General features: G+C 61.2%; 17 protein-coding genes. 10 read left to right on the plus strand and 7 right to left on the minus strand.

The genetic code is table 11. The annotated features are described in order from the left end of the window. Window positions 1-82 precede the first annotated feature (82 nt). The gene (locus tag J2045_RS12830; protein ID WP_307373233.1) at window positions 83-1,252 is read left to right on the plus strand and encodes a GGDEF domain-containing protein; all 1,170 of its coding nucleotides are present in this window, start codon (window positions 83-85) and stop codon (window positions 1,250-1,252) included. A 37-nt stretch (window positions 1,253-1,289) separates the two neighbouring features. On the opposite strand, the gene J2045_RS12835 is transcribed toward J2045_RS12830, so the two are convergent. Then, a complete protein-coding gene (locus J2045_RS12835; RefSeq protein ID WP_166599770.1) occupies window positions 1,290-2,321 on the minus strand; it encodes a LacI family transcriptional regulator in 1,032 nt (343 codons plus the stop codon). 451 nt (window positions 2,322-2,772) lie between these two features. Here J2045_RS12835 and J2045_RS12840 point away from each other — a divergent pair, with 451 nt between their 5' ends. The 9 genes from J2045_RS12840 (at window position 2,773) to J2045_RS12880 (ending at window position 14,640) form a co-directional block, all read left to right on the plus strand. Continuing rightward, window positions 2,773-4,008, plus strand: a complete 1,236-nt coding sequence (locus J2045_RS12840) for an ABC transporter substrate-binding protein (protein ID WP_166599771.1) — start codon at window positions 2,773-2,775, stop codon at window positions 4,006-4,008. A gap of 165 nt (window positions 4,009-4,173) precedes the next feature. After that, the gene (locus tag J2045_RS12845) at window positions 4,174-5,076 is read left to right on the plus strand and encodes a carbohydrate ABC transporter permease (RefSeq protein ID WP_307373238.1); all 903 of its coding nucleotides are present in this window, start codon (window positions 4,174-4,176) and stop codon (window positions 5,074-5,076) included. Continuing rightward, on the plus strand, window positions 5,069-6,013 hold the full coding sequence (locus J2045_RS12850; RefSeq protein ID WP_102020167.1) for a carbohydrate ABC transporter permease: 945 nt from the start codon (window positions 5,069-5,071) through the stop codon (window positions 6,011-6,013). Before J2045_RS12845 ends, J2045_RS12850 begins: the two co-directional genes overlap by 8 nt. A 4-nt stretch (window positions 6,014-6,017) precedes the next feature. Continuing rightward, entirely contained in the window at window positions 6,018-7,106 is a 1,089-nt protein-coding gene (locus J2045_RS12855; RefSeq protein ID WP_307373241.1) for an ABC transporter ATP-binding protein, read from the plus strand. A 62-nt stretch (window positions 7,107-7,168) separates the two neighbouring features. Next, a complete protein-coding gene (locus tag J2045_RS12860; protein WP_307373243.1) occupies window positions 7,169-9,628 on the plus strand; it encodes a beta-mannosidase in 2,460 nt (819 codons plus the stop codon). Between the two features lie 63 nt (window positions 9,629-9,691). Continuing rightward, on the plus strand, window positions 9,692-10,453 hold the full coding sequence (locus J2045_RS12865) for a sugar phosphate isomerase/epimerase family protein (RefSeq protein ID WP_307373246.1): 762 nt from the start codon (window positions 9,692-9,694) through the stop codon (window positions 10,451-10,453). Window positions 10,454-10,481: 28 nt separating this feature from the next. Further along, entirely contained in the window at window positions 10,482-11,615 is a 1,134-nt protein-coding gene (locus tag J2045_RS12870) for a Gfo/Idh/MocA family protein (protein ID WP_307373248.1), read from the plus strand. Window positions 11,616-11,804: 189 nt separating this feature from the next. Further along, complete coding sequence (mgrA, locus tag J2045_RS12875) at window positions 11,805-12,857, plus strand: L-glyceraldehyde 3-phosphate reductase (RefSeq protein WP_307373250.1); 1,053 nt, start codon at window positions 11,805-11,807, stop codon at window positions 12,855-12,857. A gap of 175 nt (window positions 12,858-13,032) precedes the next feature. Then, the gene (locus tag J2045_RS12880) at window positions 13,033-14,640 is read left to right on the plus strand and encodes a glycoside hydrolase family 43 protein (RefSeq protein ID WP_307373252.1); all 1,608 of its coding nucleotides are present in this window, start codon (window positions 13,033-13,035) and stop codon (window positions 14,638-14,640) included. A 29-nt stretch (window positions 14,641-14,669) separates the two neighbouring features. Here J2045_RS12880 and J2045_RS12885 read toward each other — a convergent pair whose 3' ends face one another. From J2045_RS12885 to J2045_RS12910, 6 genes are read right to left on the minus strand one after another with little or no spacing between them, the layout of a single operon-like run. Continuing rightward, complete coding sequence (locus J2045_RS12885) at window positions 14,670-15,797, minus strand: hypothetical protein (protein WP_307373253.1); 1,128 nt, start codon at window positions 15,795-15,797, stop codon at window positions 14,670-14,672. Then, window positions 15,778-16,611: an S-formylglutathione hydrolase gene (fghA, locus tag J2045_RS12890; RefSeq protein ID WP_307373256.1), complete on the minus strand. Its 834-nt coding sequence runs from the start codon at window positions 16,609-16,611 to the stop codon at window positions 15,778-15,780. Before fghA ends, J2045_RS12885 begins: the two co-directional genes overlap by 20 nt. 27 nt (window positions 16,612-16,638) lie before the next feature. Further along, on the minus strand, window positions 16,639-17,283 hold the full coding sequence (locus J2045_RS12895) for a DUF1345 domain-containing protein (RefSeq protein ID WP_307373258.1): 645 nt from the start codon (window positions 17,281-17,283) through the stop codon (window positions 16,639-16,641). A 48-nt stretch (window positions 17,284-17,331) separates the two neighbouring features. Continuing rightward, a complete protein-coding gene (locus tag J2045_RS12900) occupies window positions 17,332-17,778 on the minus strand; it encodes a YaiI/YqxD family protein (RefSeq protein WP_140827743.1) in 447 nt (148 codons plus the stop codon). A 4-nt stretch (window positions 17,779-17,782) separates the two neighbouring features. Further along, window positions 17,783-18,040 carry a BrnA antitoxin family protein gene (locus J2045_RS12905; RefSeq protein ID WP_307373259.1) on the minus strand — a complete coding sequence of 86 codons (258 nt, stop codon included), beginning with the start codon at window positions 18,038-18,040 and terminating at the stop codon, window positions 17,783-17,785. Next, on the minus strand, window positions 18,006-18,305 hold the full coding sequence (locus tag J2045_RS12910) for a BrnT family toxin (protein WP_307373346.1): 300 nt from the start codon (window positions 18,303-18,305) through the stop codon (window positions 18,006-18,008). The genes J2045_RS12905 and J2045_RS12910 overlap by 35 nt, the downstream gene beginning before the upstream one ends. Between the last annotated feature and the right edge of the window lie 50 nt (window positions 18,306-18,355).

Consider the following 18,355-nt stretch of genomic DNA (forward strand, 5'->3'; position numbering starts at 1 on the left):
TACTGTCTTATGATAGAGTTAACGGGTCAGGCCTAGCGTATCGTAGCGGTTAACAAAGCCGTTCGAAATGCAGGCTTTTCCGATGTTTTCTATTGATACTCAGACGATCTTCCTGGGCAGCTTTGCCATTCTTTGCATTTTTGCCGTGGTCTTCTTGCGCCACTGGCGCGAGGAGCCCGCGCGGACCGAGTTTGTGCTCTGGGCAATCGGCGCGGCTGCGGGCGCGCTCGGTACCTTCCTGGCGCAGGTCAGCGACAGCCACCTGATCGCTGCATCCTTCGCCCAGAGTTACATGCTCCTGGCCGCGGCCTTCGCCTGGCAAGGGCTCAGGGTTTTCGATCGCCGGAAATTCGATTTGCGGCTTGCTGTGGCCGGTCCCGGTCTCTTCTTCCTGCTGACGGCCTCCGCTCCGGTCTTCGAGCAGGACATCAACGCCCGCATTCTGCTTCTCTGCCTGCTCGCGGCCCTCTACTCGGCCCTGATCGCAGGCGAGCATGCGATTTCGGAGCGGGAGGAGCGGCTTGCCAACCGTGGCGTTGCGCGCCTATGGTTCTCGGCGCAGGCAGTCGTTCTCGTCGCCAGCGGACTTGCCGTTTTCATCGCACCCATGCACCCCGGCAGTCCTCCCGGCTCCTTGCCTGCCTGGGCAGGGCCAGCACTTCTCGCCGTGTTCCTGCAGGCGATTGTTACGCCGCTGTCCTTCCTGCTGCTTCTGCGCGATCGACTGGTCGTCGAAATGAAGTGGGCGGCGGCCACGGATGCTCTCACCGGGCTTTCAAACCGCTTCACCTTCCTCAACCTTCTGCAGACCCTGTCGATGAAGGTACGCGGGGAGGGTGCTTTCATCTATATCGACGTGGACCACGTGAAGCGGATCAACGATCGCTACGGGCATTCCGGCGGTGACGATGTGCTGAAGACCTGCGCCGAACTCATCCTGCGCGAATTGCCCGAACAAGCCCTCCTCGGGCGCCTGGCCGGTGCGGAATTCGCCGCCTATGTGCCCTTCTGCAAGGTCGAGGAGGCCGAGAAGCTCGGACACATCATTCATGACAGCGTCGAACAGCAGATGTTTTTCCTCGGCGGCGAACTCGTGCCCGTCACCGTCAGCGTCGGTGTCGCCCATGGTGCGATGCAGGTGACGGCGGACGAGTTGCTGAAGCGCGCGGATGCCGCTCTTCACACGGCGAAGGTGCGCGGACGCAATTCCGTCGTGGTGTGGAACGAGGGCGAGAGCCCTTCCTTCGCATGATTGGCGGTGCGACAGAGCTCTCGGCGGGGTCGGGGGGCTACTCCCAGCGCGGTTCGCTGATGCTCTGCAGCAGTTCCGGATCGACACCGTCGATGCGGGCGATCACCGCCTTGGCCAGTTCGCGACCGGACTGGCGGACGTCTTCATAGACCGAGATGATCTCGGGTCGGATCCAGTGCAGGATCGGTGTCCCCTGCTTGGCGACGAGGTCGAGTTCGTGGCCGACACGCTTGCCGGCCGCCTCGATCCCGGCATTGGCCGCGATCGCGCTGCTGCCTGAGGAGGAGATCAGGCCGTCGGGGGCGTCGGGGCCCGACATCAGTTGCTGGACGCTGGTGCGGATCTGGGCCAGCGGCGCATCGATGTTGATGTGCAGCGGCACTTCTTCCGCGCCGAAGGCCTTCAGGCCGCGCATGAAGCCGTCGAATGTGTGCTGGTAGTAGGTGAGCTTGCTCGGCGGAGGGAGCAGTGCAATGCGTTTGCGACCGCGACGGACCAGACGCTCCACCGCGCCGAAGGCGAAGGCTTCGTTGTCGAAGTCGTGATAGGGGTGCACGATCCCCATATTGGTGCGGCCATGGGTGACGAAGGGCATGTTCTGGTCTGTCAGAAGACGCACCCGGTCGTCGTCCGGCTCAGTGCGCGAAATGATCACGCCATCGGCCGAACCCGTTTCCAGAATGTATCGGACGGGCAGCATCGGGTCCTTGGTATGCGCATGCGGGGTCACCACGATATGATAGGGCGTGCCGGACAGCACCTCCGAGATCCCCACGACCATCTGGTTGGAAAAGCCCAGGATTTCCTCGTCGATGCCGAGCACCAGGGCAATGACGTTGGTCTTGCCGGTTCTCAGGCGTACACCGGCGCGGTTCGGCTGGTAGCCCAGCTGGCGCGCCACCATGCGGACCCGCTCCTTGGTCTCGGCGCCGATGTCTGGAGCGTCCTTCAGGGCCCGCGATACGGTGGTGATGCCGAGGCCCGTCATGAAGGCGATCGTCTTGAGCGTCGGCCGCTCCTTCGTCGCCACTGGGCGGTCTATGAGGCCGCCCCCCTGCTGATCTGTCATGTCGTCCCCGCCACTCGCACAAGCCACGCTTATAATTGGCTTTTCCTCGCCTGCAAACCTGGAGACCGGCACCTCCCCCTGGTGCGGTGAAGAGAAAATCTGAAACGATACAGTCGATTTGTCGAGCGATTTTTTGTGCTGCGTCGCGAAAGGTTGCAACTTTTGCGATTGTGCAGTGCGAAGCGAGCCTTGGCAGTCAACAAAATTGCCGTGAAGGTTTGATGCGCCACGGAAAGCGACCCAAGATGTGGGATTCAAACGATTTAAAGTGGCGCAATCTCCCGCCTGCTCCAGGGTTTGTCTATGAGCCAAAGCGATTTGAATGGTCGATTTGCGGTGCACGCAAACGATGAAGACGGCCTCTCAAGCATTTTTTGCGATCCGGCTGGTTGCGTCTCCAAAATCTTTGGCATAAGTTTTTCCGGCAACGTTTCAGTGAGGGAGGAGACTCATGAATTTTCGTAGCTTTGCGGCAGCTTTGGCCGCCACCGTCGTCATGCCGTTTGCAGCGGCTCATGCAACCGATCTGGAAGTGACTCATTGGTGGACTTCCGGCGGTGAGGCCGCGGCCGTCGCCGAACTCGCCAAGGCCTTCGATGCCACCGGCAACAAATGGGTCGACGGCGCCATCGCCGGCTCCGGCGGTACAGCCCGCCCGATCATGATCAGCCGCATCACGGGTGGCGACCCGATGGGTGCCACCCAGTTCAACCACGGCCGCCAGGCCGAGGAACTGGCCGAAGCCGGTCTGATGAAAGACCTGACGGCCGTCGCCGAAAAGGAAGGCTGGAAGGATATCATCAAGCCGGCAAGCCTGCTCGAGAGCTGCACGATCGACGGCAAGATCTATTGCGCCCCGGTCAACATCCACTCCTGGCAGTGGCTGTGGCTGTCCAACGCCGCCTTCGAGCAGGCTGGCGTTGCGGTGCCGAAGAACTGGGACGAGTTCGTCGCAGCAGCACCCGCGCTTGAAGCCAAGGGCATCATTCCGCTCGCCGTTGGTGGTCAGCCGTGGCAGTCTGCCGGTGCGTTTGACGTGCTGATGGTCGCCATTGCCGGCAAGGAGACCTTCGAGAAGGTGTTCAAGGACAAGGATGAGGCCGTCGCGGCCGGTCCTGAAATCGCCAAGGTCTTCAAGGCAGCCGACGATGCTCGCCGGATGTCCAAGGGCACCAATGTGCAGGACTGGAACCAGGCCACCAATCTTGTGATCACCGGCAAGGCCGGCGGTCAGATCATGGGTGACTGGGCACAGGGTGAATTCGCTCTCGCCAATCAGGTTGCCGGCAAGGATTACACCTGCCTTCCGGGCCTCGGTGTGAACGAGATCATCTCGACCGGTGGTGACGCCTTCTACTTCCCCGTCATCGATGACGCGGAAAAGTCGGCAGCACAGGACGTTCTCGCGTCTACTCTGGTTGCCCCTGCAACGCAGGTCGCCTTCAACCTGAAGAAGGGCTCGCTGCCCGTTCGCGGTGACGTCGATCTGGCGGCTGCCAACGACTGCATGAAGAAGGGCCTCGATATTCTCGCCAAGGGCAATGTCATTCAGGGTACCGACCAGCTGCTTTCGGCTGACAGCCAGAAGCAGAAGGAAGACCTCTTCTCCGAGTTCTTCGCCAATCCGTCCATGACTGTCGAAGATGCGCAGAAGCGCTTCGCCGACATCATTGCTTCCGCCGAGTAATCGCGGGTGACCTGTCCGGCCAGGGGTGTCCCCTGGCCGGACATTGGCCATTATCGACCGGGTAGGGCATGAGCGCCCGTCTGCCGGCCGTGTGCGGGAAGCGTGTGCGTTTCAGCGTGACGGTCTTGGCTGGCCACCCGTGTCCAGGACGAGGAGGACTGACCCATGGCAAGCCCGTCGCATGCCGGTCGACCCAAGAAGCTGTTTCGCAATCTGAACGCCAAGATTGCTTCCATTCCCATGGTGCTGACCGCAATGGTCATCTTCCTTGGCGGCACGATCTGGACGGTCGTCTATTCCTTCACCAATTCGAAGCTCCTGCCGCGCGCGAACTTCGTCGGCTTCGACCAGTACGAGCGCCTGTGGGATGCGCCGCGCTGGGTCATGTCGATCCAGAATCTCGCGATCTACGGAATCCTGTCGCTGGTCTTCTCGATCGTGATCGGCTTCGTGCTGGCAGCTCTGATGGACCAGAAGATCCGCTTCGAGAATGCGTTCCGCACCATCTTCCTCTACCCGTTCGCGCTGTCCTTCATCGTCACCGGACTCGTCTGGCAGTGGATTCTGAACCCGGATTTCGGGGTGCAGTCGATCGTGCGTTCGCTCGGTTGGGAGACGTTCACCTTCAATCCCCTCTATGATGCCGACATCGTCATCTATGGCATTCTGATTGCCGGTCTTTGGCAGGGCACGGGGCTCGTCATGTGCCTGTTGCTCGCGGGCTTGCGCGGCATCGACGAGGACATCTGGAAGGCTTCACGCGTCGACGGCATTCCGATATGGAAGACCTATCTCTTCATCATCATCCCGATGATGCGCCCGGTCTTCATCACCACGCTCGTGATTATCACATCAGGCATTGTCCGCCTCTATGACCTCGTTGTCGCCCAGACCAGCGGCGGCCCCGGCATCGCCTCCGAAGTTCCGGCAAAGTACGTCTACGACTACATGTTCCAGGCGCAGAACCTCGGACAGGGCTTCGCCGCCTCCACCATGATGCTGCTGACGGTTGCCATCGTCATCATCCCCTGGGCCTATCTCGAATTCGGAGGAAAGAAGCGTGGCTAATCCCGGTTCTCTGAACACCACCGCCGCCGGTTTCGATGCCGTCTCCGATCGTCTCGGAGCCGGGCCCCGCGGCGCAAAGCCGAAGCGCACCTTCTCACCGCGCAACATCATGCTCTACGGATCGCTGATCTTCTTTGCGATCTACTATCTGATCCCGCTCTACGTGATGATCGTCACCTCGCTTAAGGGTATGCCGGAGATCCGTCTCGGCAACATCTTCTCGCCGCCGGTCGAGATCACCTTCGAGCCCTGGGTCAAGGCTTGGGCGACCGCCTGCACCGGCCTTAATTGCGATGGCCTGTCCCGCGGCTTCTGGAATTCGGTGCGCATCACGGTGCCGTCGACGCTGATCTCGATCCTGATTGCCTCGGTCAACGGCTATGCGCTCGCCAACTGGCGCTTCAAGGGTGCTGAACTGTTCTTCACGATCCTGATCATCGGGGCCTTCATTCCCTATCAGGTGATGATCTATCCGATCGTCATCGTGCTGCGCGAACTCGGCATCTACGGCACGCTGACCGGCCTCGTGATCGTGCACACCATCTTCGGCATGCCGATCCTGACGCTGCTGTTCCGCAACTATTTCACCTCGCTGCCGGAAGAGCTGTTCAAGGCGGCGCGCATCGACGGGGCAGGGTTCTGGCAGATCTATCTCCGCATCATGCTGCCGATGTCGCTGCCGATCTTCGTCGTTGCGATGATCCTGCAGATCACCGGCATTTGGAACGACTTCCTGTTCGGCGTGGTGTTCACGCGGCCGGAATACTACCCGATGACCGTGCAGCTGAACAACATCGTCAACTCGGTCCAGGGCGTGAAGGAATACAACGTCAACATGGCCGCAACACTGCTCACCGGCGCCGTGCCGCTCATCGTCTACTTCATTTCCGGACGCCTCTTCGTCCGGGGCATCGCCGCCGGCGCAGTCAAGGGTTAAGTTCATGTCGCATAGTGTATCGATCAAGGACCTCTCGTTGAGCTTCGGTGCCGTCAAGGTGCTGGAAAACCTCAATCTCGACATCGTCGACGGTGAGTTCATCGTTCTCCTCGGCTCATCCGGCTGCGGCAAGTCCACGCTGCTCAACTGCATCGCCGGTCTGCTCGAACCGACCGACGGGCAGATATTCATCAAGGGTAAGAACGTCACCTGGGAAGAGCCCAAGGACCGTGGCATCGGCATGGTGTTCCAGTCCTATGCGCTCTATCCGCAGATGTCGGTGAAGAAAAACCTCTCCTTCGGCCTGCAGGTCGCCAAGATGCCGAAGGACGAAATCGAAAAACGCGTGCAACGTGCCGCCGACATCCTGCAGATCGGCCCGCTGCTCGACCGCAAGCCCTCGGCACTCTCAGGTGGCCAGCGTCAGCGCGTGGCAATCGGTCGTGCGCTTGTGCGCGACGTCGATGTCTTCCTCTTCGACGAACCACTCTCCAACCTCGATGCAAAGCTGCGCTCGGAGCTGCGCGTCGAGATCAAGCGTCTGCATCACAGCCTCAAGAATACGATGATTTACGTCACCCATGACCAGATCGAGGCCCTGACGCTCGCCGACCGCATCGCGATCATGAAAAGCGGCGTTATCCAGCAGCTTGCCGATCCGAACACGATCTACAACCAGCCGCGAAACCTTTTCGTTGCCGGCTTCATCGGCTCGCCGTCGATGAATTTCCTACACGGCGATCTCGTCAACGAGGGCGGCGAGATCTTCTTCCGCACCCACGACGTGCTCTTCTCGATGAAGGGATATCGCGCGCAGGAGCCTCTGACCGGCGGTCGCAAGGTCGTCCTCGGCGTGCGGCCGGAGCATATCAAGGTTGATGAAGAGAGTGGCATCAGCGAATTGCACGAGGCCGTCGTCGACATCGAGGAGCCGATGGGCGCCGACAACCTGCTGTGGCTGAAACATGCTGGCCACACGATGTCGGTCCGCATCGGCGGCACACGCCGCTATGCGCCGGGTGCCAAGGTGCGGCTGGGCTTCGACATGGAAGTCGCCTCGCTCTTCGATGCCCAGACCGAAGAGCGCATCTGAACAGTTTCCCCTGCGCCCCGGGCTGTGACCGGGGCGCCTTTTTCTTCTGCAGGACAAGCATCATGACTGAGAGTGCAAACGGCGGCGTCATCGATCTTCACGGAGAATGGCATCTCGCTTGCGCCGATGGCGCACACGAGGCGGCGATCACGCTGCCGGGTGACGTGCATTCGGCTCTGCATGCGGCGGGCCTGATCCCGGATCCCTATTTCGGCCGAAACGAGGAAGCCGTGCAGTGGGTCGCCGAGCGCGACTGGGTCATGGATCGCCGCGTCGTCATGCACGATATCTCCGGCAGCTGGTATCTCGACATCGACTATCTCGACACGGTCGCCGTCGTCTTCGTCAACGATATCCCGGTGCTATCAGCCGACAACTGCTTCCGCCGCTATCGCCCCGATGTGAGCAACGCTTTGCAGCCGGGTGAGAACACCATCCGCATCGTCTTTCATTCCAGCATCACGGCAGGCGCCGAGCGCCAGGCCCGCCAGCCCTTCTACATTCCCTATTCGACCGGCAATTGCCCGATCCCGAACGGCAACATGCTGCGCAAGCCGCAATGCCATTTCGGCTGGGACTGGAACATCGCAATTGCGCCGCTCGGGCTCTATGGCACCCTGTCGCTGAAGAAGCTCGATCCTGCCCGCATCGAGCATGTCGAGACCGAGCAGGTCCACCACGCCGATGGTCGCGTCGAGCTCAAGGTTACCGCTACCATCCATTCCGTCGAGCCGGCCGTGGTGCCGATCCACTTCGCTCTCGACACCGACCGTATTCGCCTCGATGTCGGCATTGCTGCCGGCGAGACCAAGGTCGTGCATGTCTTCGAGATCGAAGGCCCGCGCCTCTGGTGGCCATCGGGCTCCGGCGAGCAGGCGCTTTATGCGCTCACCGTCGACCTGCCGACCGAGACCGTTACCCGCCAGATCGGGTTGCGCACCGTCGAACTGATCACTGATCCGGACGCCGCCGGCAGCCGCTTCGCGCTCAAGGTCAACGGCCGCGAGATCTTCTGCCGCGGCGCCAACTGGATCCCGGCGGATGCGCTGTTCTCGCGCTCGTCCGAGGACAAGACCACCGATCTCCTGAATTCGGCGGTCGCCGCGCATATGAACATGATCCGCGTCTGGGGCGGCGGCTTCTATGAGGCCGACTGGTTCTACGACCTCTGCGACCGACTCGGCCTGATGGTCTGGCAGGATTTCATGTTCTCCTGCAACCTCTATCCCTGCACCGAGGACTTCCTCGACAACGTCGCCCACGAGGTCGAATACCAGGTCAAGCGGCTCTCCAGCCACGCCTCGATCGTCATCTGGTGCGGCGACAATGAGCTCGTCGGCGCGCTCACCTGGTTTCCGGAATCCCGTGACAACCGCGACCGCTATCTTGTCGCCTATGACCGGCTCAACCGTGTGATCGAGCAGGGCGTCAAGAAGACTTATCCGCAGGGCATCTGGTGGCCGTCGAGCCCTGCTTCCGGCTATCTCGACTACGGCGATGCCTGGCATGCCGATGGCTCTGGCGATATGCATTACTGGTCGGTCTGGCACGAGAACAAGAGCTTCGATAATTACCGAACTGTCAAACCGCGCTTCTGCTCGGAGTTCGGCTTCCAGTCCTATACCTCGCTGCCGGTCATCGAGAGCTTCGCCGACAAGGCCGACATGAACATCGCTTCGCCTGTCATCGAGCTGCATCAGAAGAATGTCGGCGGCAATGAGCGCATCGCGGGCACCATGTTCCGCTATTTCCGTTTTCCGAAGGATTTCGCCAATTTCGTCTATCTGAGCCAGATCCAGCAGGGCCTCGCCATCAAGACCGCCGTCGAATACTGGCGCTCGCTGAAGCCTCATTGCATGGGCACTGTTTACTGGCAGCTCAACGACACCTGGCCGGTCGCCTCCTGGTCCAGCCTCGATTACGGCGGCAGCTGGAAGGCCATGCATTACATGGTGCGCCGCTTCTTCCAGCCGGTCGCGGTCGCCGCCATCCCGTCCGAAGACGGCGCGACGATCGCGCTGTCGATGGTCAACGATACGCTCGATACCGTCACGATCGACGCCAATCTCTTCGTGCTGACGCTGTCGGGGGGGCGCATCCCGCTCAAAAGCGTGCAGGGCGATTGCGGACCGGATGCCGCCGACCTGCTCGTCACGCTGGATGCGAGCGAGATCCCGGCCGACGGTCTGCTCGCCTGGAGCTTCATCGCTTCGAACGGCATGAGCGGGGAGGGGCATTTTCTCAACGGCACCTACAAGGCGCTCGATCTCGAACCGTCACGGCTTGAAACGGCCGTTACCCCGACCGCAGACGGTGGCTTCGAAATCGCCGTCACAGCCCATGGCCTTGCCCTCTTCGTCATGCTCGAAAGCGCAACCCACGGCCGCTACTCCGACAACGCCTTCGATCTCTCGGCCGGCGAGAGCCGCCGCATCATCTTCACTCCGGACACCGCTCTGCCCGCCAGCACCGTGCCGGCATTCCGCATCTACGATCTCTACACCTGCCAGTCGGCGGACTGACAGGCGTCATGCCCATCCAAGCCCTGGGCGCCCGATCCAGGGAAACACGAGGAGGAATACCCCATGACCAAACTCGGCTTCCAACTTTACAGCGCCCGCAATTTCCAGCCCTTCAGCGGCATCTATCCGAAGCTTAAGGCTGCCGGTTACGGTGAGGTCGAGGGCTATGGCGCCCTCTATGCGTCACTCGCCGATGGCGAGCTGGATGCTTTCCGCAAGGAGCTCGACCAGAACCACTTGACCATGCCGACCGCGCATTTCGGCCTCGACATGATCGAGAATGATCCGGCCCGTGTCATCAAGATCGCCAAGACGCTCGGCATTGAAGCCGTCTATTGCCCCTATCTGATGCCCGACCAGCGTCCCTCGGATGCGGCCGGCTGGTTCGCCTTCGGCCAGCGCCTGCAGGCGGCCGGCAAGCCGCTGCGCGATGCCGGCCTGGTCTTCGGCTGGCACAATCACGACTTCGAATTTGTAAACTTGCCGGACGGATCGACCCCACAGGAACAGATCTTCGCTGGCGGTCCGGAGCTCGATTGGGAAGCCGACATCGCCTGGGTTATCAGAGGCAAGGCCGATCCCTTTGCCTGGATCGAAAGCTACGGCAAGCGCATCAGCGCCGTCCACGTGAAGGACATCGCACCGGCAGGCGAGAACGCGGATGAAGACGGTTGGGCCGATGTTGGCCATGGCACCGTCGACTGGAAGGGCCTGGTTGCGGCGCTAAAGAGCACCCGCGTCAAGCATTTTGTCGTCGAACACGACAATCCAAGGGATATCGACCGGCTGATCACCCGTTCGATCGCTTCCTTCAAGACCTATTGAACCACTCGCAGCAAGCAGGACATTTCCCATGGCACGCGAACTCGGCGTCGGCATCATCGGATGCGGCAATATCTCCACCACTTACTTCTCGCTGGCACCGCTGTTTCGCGGTCTGAAGGTTGTTGCCTGCGCGGATCTCAATCCGGCCGCGGCAGAAGCCCGAGCCGCCGAATATGGCGTCAAGGCCCAGACCATCGATGAGCTCCTCGCCAATCCCGAGATCGACATCGTCGTCAACCTGACGATCCCGGATGCGCATTACCCGGTCTCCAAGCGCATCCTCGAAGCCGGCAAACATGTCTATTCGGAAAAGCCGCTGGTGCTGTCGCTCGAACAGGGCGAAGACCTGCGCGCGATCGCCAAGGCCAAGGGCCTGTCGGTCGGCTGCGCGCCGGACACCTTCCTTGGCGGTGCGCATCAGCTGGCCCGCGCCTATATCGACAAGGGCGGCATCGGCCGCGTCACCTCCGGCACCTGCCATGTGATGAGCCCCGGTATGGAGATGTGGCACCCGAACCCGGACTTCTTCTTCCTGCCCGGCGGCGGCCCGGTCCTCGACCTCGGCCCCTATTACATCGCCAACCTGATCAACCTGATCGGCCCGGTGAAGCGTGTCGCAGCGCTCACCTCGCTGGCCAACGAGACCCGCACCATCACCAGCCAGCCGCGCAATGGCGAGGTGATCCCGGTGAAGACGCCGACCAACATCCATGCGCTTCTGGAATTCCAGAACGGCGCGACGATCACGCTGTCCGCCAGCTGGGATGTCTGGAGCCACCGCCACGCCAATATGGAACTCTACGGCACCGAAGGCTCGCTTTACGTGCCGGACCCGAACTTCTTCGGCGGGGTCGTGGAGGCCTCCGGCCGCGACAAGAACATCCAGCCCCTCGAAGCCTGGGACCATCCCTTCGGCCGCAACAACCAGGAAAGCCCGCAAGGTCCGCGCGCCAACTACCGCACGGCCGGCCTCGCCGACATGGCGGTCGCGATCCTCGAAGGCCGCGATGCCCGCTGCTCGCTCGACCGAACGCTGCACGGCGTCGACGTCATGGTGTCGATCCTGAAGTCCGGCGAGACGGGTGAATTCGTAACCCTGTCGACAACCTGCACCCAACCGGCTGCTCTGGGTATCGACGAAGCGCAAGCTCTGCTTAGATAAGGGGGAGCTTTGCCCCTCATCTCAGGCGCAACGCGTTGCGCCGGGGCTGCCGCCACCTTCTCCCCGCAAGCGGGGAGAAGGCCGGTGCGGCCGGCGTCTTGCCCCCTTCTCCCCGCATGCGGGGAGAAGGTCCCGGCAGGGGGATGAGGGGCAATCATGCGACCATGACCTTCTGGGAGAGAACCATTCATGACCTATACCCCCGCCGAAAACCGCTATGAGCGGATGACCTATAATCGCTGCGGCAAGAGCGGGCTGAAGCTGCCGGCGATTTCGCTCGGCCTGTGGCACAATTTCGGCCAGGACACGGCCCATGCCACCAAGCGGGCGATCTGCCGTAGGGCTTTCGACCTCGGCATTACCCATTTCGACCTCGCCAACAATTACGGCCCACCGGCCGGCACCGCCGAGGAAGCCTTCGGCGAAATCCTCAAGACCGATTTTCGCGGTTACCGCGACGAGCTGATCGTCTCGTCCAAGGCCGGCTACAATATGTGGCCGGGTCCTTACGGCGAATGGGGCAGCCGCAAATATCTTGTTGCCTCCTGCGACCAGAGCTTGAAGCGCCTGGGCCTCGACTATGTCGACATCTTCTATTCGCACCGCTTCGATCCCGACACGCCGCTTGAGGAAACCTGCGGCGCGCTCGATCACATCGTACGCTCGGGCAGGGCGCAATATGTCGGCATCTCCTCCTACAATTCGAAGCGCACCCGCGAAGCTCATGCCATTTTGAAGAGCCTCGGCACGCCGCTTCTCATCCATCAGCCCAGCTATTCGATGATCAACCGCTGGATCGAGGAAGACGGGCTGATCGATACGCTGGAAGACCTCGGCGTCGGCTCGATCGTCTTCTCGCCGCTCGCGCAGGGCATGCTCACGTCCAAGTATCTGAACGGAATTCCGGAAGGCACCCGCGCGACGCAAGACAAGTCGCTCGATCCGGGCTTCCTCAACGAGCGCAATCTCGAAAACATCCGCGGCCTCAACCGCATCGCCGAGAGGCGTGGCCAGACGCTTGCCCAGATGGCGCTGTCCTGGGTGCTGCGCGGCAAGCGCATCACTACGGCGCTGATCGGCGCGTCGAAGCCCTCCCAGGTCGAGGACTGCGTCAAGGCGATCGAAACGCCCGATTTCACGGTGGAAGAACTCGCCGAGATCGACGTCTTCGCCAAGGACGCCGACATCAACATCTGGGCTGCGTCCGCCGAGCGCAAGGGCCCGCCGCGGAAGAAGAAGTAACGCCGTCTGGAAGGTGCCCCTCATCCGGCTGCCGCCACCTTCTCCCCGTAAACGGGGAGAAGGTCACTGCGGTCACCGTCTTCGCCTTCTCCCCGCTTGCGGGGAGAAGGTCGCGGCAGGGGGATGAGGGGCTGCTTTCCCAATCAATATGCCATCAGGCAGGAGGAAACACGCCATGATCATCAACCCCATCCTGCCGGGCTTCAATCCGGATCCCTCGATCTGCCGCGTGGGCGAGGATTACTATATCGCCACCTCCACCTTCGAATGGTATCCCGGCGTCCAGATCCATCATTCACGCGATCTCGTGAACTGGGACTTAGTCACCCGCCCGCTCAACCGCGCAAGCCAACTCGACATGCGCGGCAATCCTGATAGCGGCGGCGTCTGGGCGCCGTGCCTGTCTTACGCCGACGGTCTGTTCTGGCTCGTCTATACCGACGTCAAACGCTTCGAAGGCTCCTTCAAGGACGCGCATAACTTCATTGTCACGGCACCGTCCATCGAAGGCCCGTGGTCGGACCCCATCTATGTCAATTCCTCCGGCTTCGATCCCTCGCTCTTTCATGACGACGACGGCCGCAAGTGGTTCACCAACATGCAGTGGAACCACCGCCCCGAGGCGCGCAACACCATCGGCCATGCCAAGTTCGACGGCATCCTGCTGCAGGAATGGGATCCGAAGACGCAAAAGCTCATCGGCCCGATCAGGAACATCTTCGAGGGCAGCCAACAGGGCCTGGTCGAAGGTCCGCATCTCTTCAAGCGCAATGGCTGGTATTACCTGACGACCGCCGAGGGCGGCACCGGCTACGACCATGTCGTGACCATGGCGCGCTCCCGCTCGATCGACGGCCCCTACGAGATGCATCCGAACACGCATCTCATAACCTCAAAGGACAACCCGGAGGCGGTGCTGCAACGCGCCGGCCACGGCCAATATGTCGAGACGCCGGACGGCCAGGTCTACCACACCCATCTCTGCGGCCGCCCCATGGCCCCGAAGCGCCGCTGCACGCTCGGTCGCGAAACGGGCTTGCAGAAATGTGTGTGGAAGGAAGACGGCTGGCTCTATCTCGAACAGGGCGGCGTCGTGCCATCCGTCGAGGTGCCGGCGCCCAATGGTGCGATCAAGCGCGAGGAACCCGTCGAGATCGTAAGGACCTTCGATAGTCCCGACTTACCATCCGAATTCCAGTGGCTGCGCACGCCGCATCCCGAACGCCTGTTCAGCCTCACCGAGCGGGCAGGGCGCCTGCGCCTCTTTGGGCGCGAAAGCATCGGCTCCTGGTTCGAACAATCGCTGGTCGCCCGCCGCCAGGAGCATCACCGTTTCCGCGCCGAAACCCGTCTCGAATTCTCGCCCGACACTTACCAACAGGTCGCAGGCCTGACGCATTACTACAACCGCTACAAGTTTCACGCGCTCGGCATCTCCACGGACGAAAAACTCGGCCGTTCGCTGATCATCCTCTCCTGCCCGGGCGATTATCCCTCCGGCAAGTTGACCTTCCCGATCGGCATGGGCCAGTCGATCCCCGAGGGTGCCGTGGATCTCGCTATGGAGATCACCGACAACGACCTGCAATTCTTCTGGCGGGTCGCAGGCGAAGGCGCATGGCAGGCCATCGGCCCCGTCCTCGACGCCGGCGTCGTCTCCGACGAAGGCGGCTTCGGCGAACACGGCTCGTTTACCGGCGCGTTTGCCGGCATGTTCTGCTTTGACATCACCGGACGCTGCAATCCGGCAGATTTCGAGCGGTTCGTTTATCGGCGGGTGTGAGCGAGATCGGCCGGAGCAGCCTGTCTGTCTCAGGGCGCCTCCAGCCAGTCGGCGAGACGTCCGGCGACCGATTGATGCATGAGATAGCCATAGAGGTCGTGGGGGTTGGAAGTCATCCGGTTCCGTTTCACGTCCTTGTAGTGCCAGCAATTGTAGATATGGCTGTCGGTGATGCTTTTTGGGCGTCCGTTGACGGGTATCTTGTTGTAGATCGGGGCGATCTTCTCGATATGGGCGACGAAATCGTCCTGAGCGTAGAAGTTCGCCCATTCCCGAACCATGTGAATCGGATATTTTTCCGTCTCGACATAGCGGCCGTCCAGCAAGTTGTGCCGCACGCCATCCTCTCCGAGGGGATTGCCGAGCGTCATCCAAAGTCTTACCGGATTCTCTTTCTTGCGAAGCTCGGTGTATTCGCTCGTGCGGGCGTATTTCCAAAGCACATCATAGGAGATCATGCAGCCCATGCTATGCGCCAGGAGGCAGACATCATCGCCCTTGGAGATCGCGGGCGCGAGGATGTCCCCAAGCCGGGCCCGAATATCGGACCCGACCTTATGGGAGGTGAGATAGGCGCCGAGATCGGCGGTTGCCTTGTCGATTGCCCATTTGTTCAGGATCCCGGCCGTGAAGAGACTGCCGAACAAACTTACCATGTCGGCGGCATCGTCCAGCAAACGCAGATCGTCGGCGTCTCTCAGAACCTGCGCGTAGGTTTTCTTGTCAAAGGTCCGCAGAGCGTCGGTCAGCGCAAAAGCCTCATGCAACGGCTGGGCTGGAAAGCAAGGCTTGCCTCTGACCGGATCCATCTCCGTCAACTTGTCACGCTGCGTTTTGCTGTTTTGGGCCAGGATTTCGTTGCTGATGTCTCCGAAATAGCAAAAGGAGAATTTGACCTTGTTGCTTTCGAACAGCTGCGCTGCCGGTTGTCGCTTCGCCCTGCTCAGCCCGCTGGCTATGGCGCGGCGTGAGAGATCGATCATCGCCTTTTCGGACGGTTTGATCGCCCGCCCATGGATCAGAATGATGTGCTTCTGTGACATGCCCCGTTTCCTCCCCAAGAAATGAGGTGAATGATACACGTTAAGCACGTATATGGAATAGGCGCCGCCATTGGTTGCACTTGAGACTGCCGCCTCACCCCAGCCGCGCCGCATGCCACTTCAGATGATCCTCCATGAAGGTCGAAATGAAGTAGTAGGAGTGGTCATAACGCTCGTGCATGCGGAGTGTCAGGTCGATATCCGTACCCTTCACTGCCTCTTCGAACTTCCAGGGGGCGAGACCTGTCTCCAGGAAGCTGTCCGCCTTGCCCTGATCAACAAGAAATTCCGGGAAGCGGGCGCCGTCCTCGACCAGCGCGCAGGCATCGTACTCGCGCCACTTGGCCCGGTCAGCGCCGAGATATTTCTCAAACGCATCCTGCGTCCAGTCCGCCGTCAGCGGACTGACGATCGGGGCAAAGGCCGAGCAGCTCTTGAAGCGCTCAGGGTTCTTCAGCGCAATCGTCATCGCGCCATGGCCACCCATGGAATGGCCGAAAATGCCCTGGCGGCTCATATCGGCGCGGAACTGCTCGGCGATCAGGCTGGGAAGCTCTTCCGTGATGTAGGAATACATCTGGTAGTGCTCGGCCCAGGGCGTTTCGGTGGCATTGAGATACATGCCCGCACCCTTGCCCATCTTCCAGTTGGTGAGTTCGTCGGCGACGTCATTGCCGCGCGGGCTTGTATCGGGGCAAACCACGATCAGACCCAGTTCGGCGGCCATGCGGCGGTATTCGCCCTTTTCCATGACGTTTGCATGGGTGCAGGTGAGGCCTGAGAGATACCAGAGCACCGGGCGCTTTTCTGCGATCGCTTGCGGCGGCACGAAGACGGCGAAGGTCATCTCGGTGCCGGTCGCTTCCGACTGGTGCGAGAAGACGCCCTGCATGCCGCCGAAGGCGGTGTTCTGGGAGAGAATGTTCATCGGGAAGCTTCCTTGTCTTGGGAATGGTCAGCCGGCGAGCGACACGGCCGCGTTCACAGCGGCGGCCACCAGCACGGTGTTGAAGAAGTAAGAGATCGTGGCATGCAGGAGGTTCAGCTTGCGCATGGCGGTCGAGGTGATCACCACATCCGAGGTCTGTGCCGTCATGCCGATGACCAGCGAGAAATAGAGGAAATCGTGACCGCAGGGGTCTGGTGTGCCGGGAAAGTCGAGCCCGCCGCGCCGCCCGTTTTCATGCGCGCGGGAGGGCCTCCAGTACACATGGGCGTAGTGCATCGCCGCCATGGTGTGGATCGTCAGCCAACCAAGCACGACGGCGGCGACGGCGAGAGCAAGCTCCGGCGCACCCGCCTGCTGTTCCCGGTTCAGCGCCAGAAACAGCGCGCCGATGGCCGCAACGATCGCCAGCCCCGTGACGCCGAGAATGACGAAGGCCGGGGCATCGGCGACATCGGCCCGCTGTCTGAGATAGGCCGGCGTCAGGCGCCTCAGGCGCAAAAAGGCGAGGCTGAGATAGACAGTGAAAAACAGGATGGCCGGCAGCTCGATGGTGACATCGGGTTCGTAAATCGCGACGAAGGGCAGAGCCGCGAGTGCAACAACGCCCGCCACCATGAATGAGCGGTAGCGATGATCCAGCACTGAATTCATCATATTTTTCAAAGCGTCGCGCCGCCGTTCTGGCCGTTGGATGAGGACCTACTTCTTGATCCGGCGGCAGAGCCTGTCAAGCGTTTCGAGGAAAGCCGAACGGTCTCGCGGCGAAAAGGCGGCGTTGTAGCCCTTGCTCTCGCCAGTCTCGCGCAAATGGGCGCCGAGATCGCGCATGGCGGTTGCCATGCCGATATTGGCCGTGTCGAAGATCCGACCCGTCGGCCCGGTGACGAGGGCGCCTGCCGCCACGCAGCGCCCGGCCAGCGGCACATCGGCGGTGACGACGATATCGCCTTCGCCGCAGCGCTCGGCAATCCAGTCATCCGCCGCATCGAAGGCGCCAGATACGATGACATTCTTCACCATCGGATCTCGCGACGGCCGCAAGCCCGAATTCGCCACAAAGGTCACCGGCAGGTCATGGCGTTCGGCGACTTTCAGGATCTCCGGCTTCACTGGACAGGCATCGGCATCGACATAGATTTCGGGCATCAACTTACTTCTTCAGGCTTCGGGCATAGGATTCGAGCACAGCGTTCATACGGGTCTGGTACCCCTTGCCCGTGGCGCGAAACACCTGCAGCACTGACTTCTTGACCCGAAGCGTGATTTGCTCGGTGCCTTCCGGCTCCACAAGGACAGCGTTCTGCCAGAAGGTGTCGTCGAGTTCTGGGATGTCGCTCGTGTCGATCTCGTCGTCATCCAGCTTGGCTAGCTCCTCAAGACTGAGTTCTTTGTCGAAGCGCTTCTGCATAACGCTCCCTTTCCTTTCGTTTGGCTGGTCGGGCCGAGATCAGGCGGATTCGGTCATGCCGGTCCGTATGAGTGACGACGACAACGACAGTTTCGTCGAGCTTGCCGATACTGTTGAAGCGAACCTCGCCATAATCGCGCCTGTCGTCTTGCGCACTGATGACGATGCCATCGAAAATCCTGCAGGCCCGATCAAAGCTCAGGCCGTGTTTGGCGATGTTCGCCGTATTCTTTTCGTCATCCCATTCGAAATGAATTGTAGCCACGAATGCATCTACCGGCAAGAACCTTCCCGGCGATAGCCTGCCTGAAGCTC

Source organism: Peteryoungia aggregata LMG 23059 (genome assembly GCF_030814435.1).
GTDB lineage: Bacteria > Pseudomonadota > Alphaproteobacteria > Rhizobiales > Rhizobiaceae > Allorhizobium > Allorhizobium aggregatum.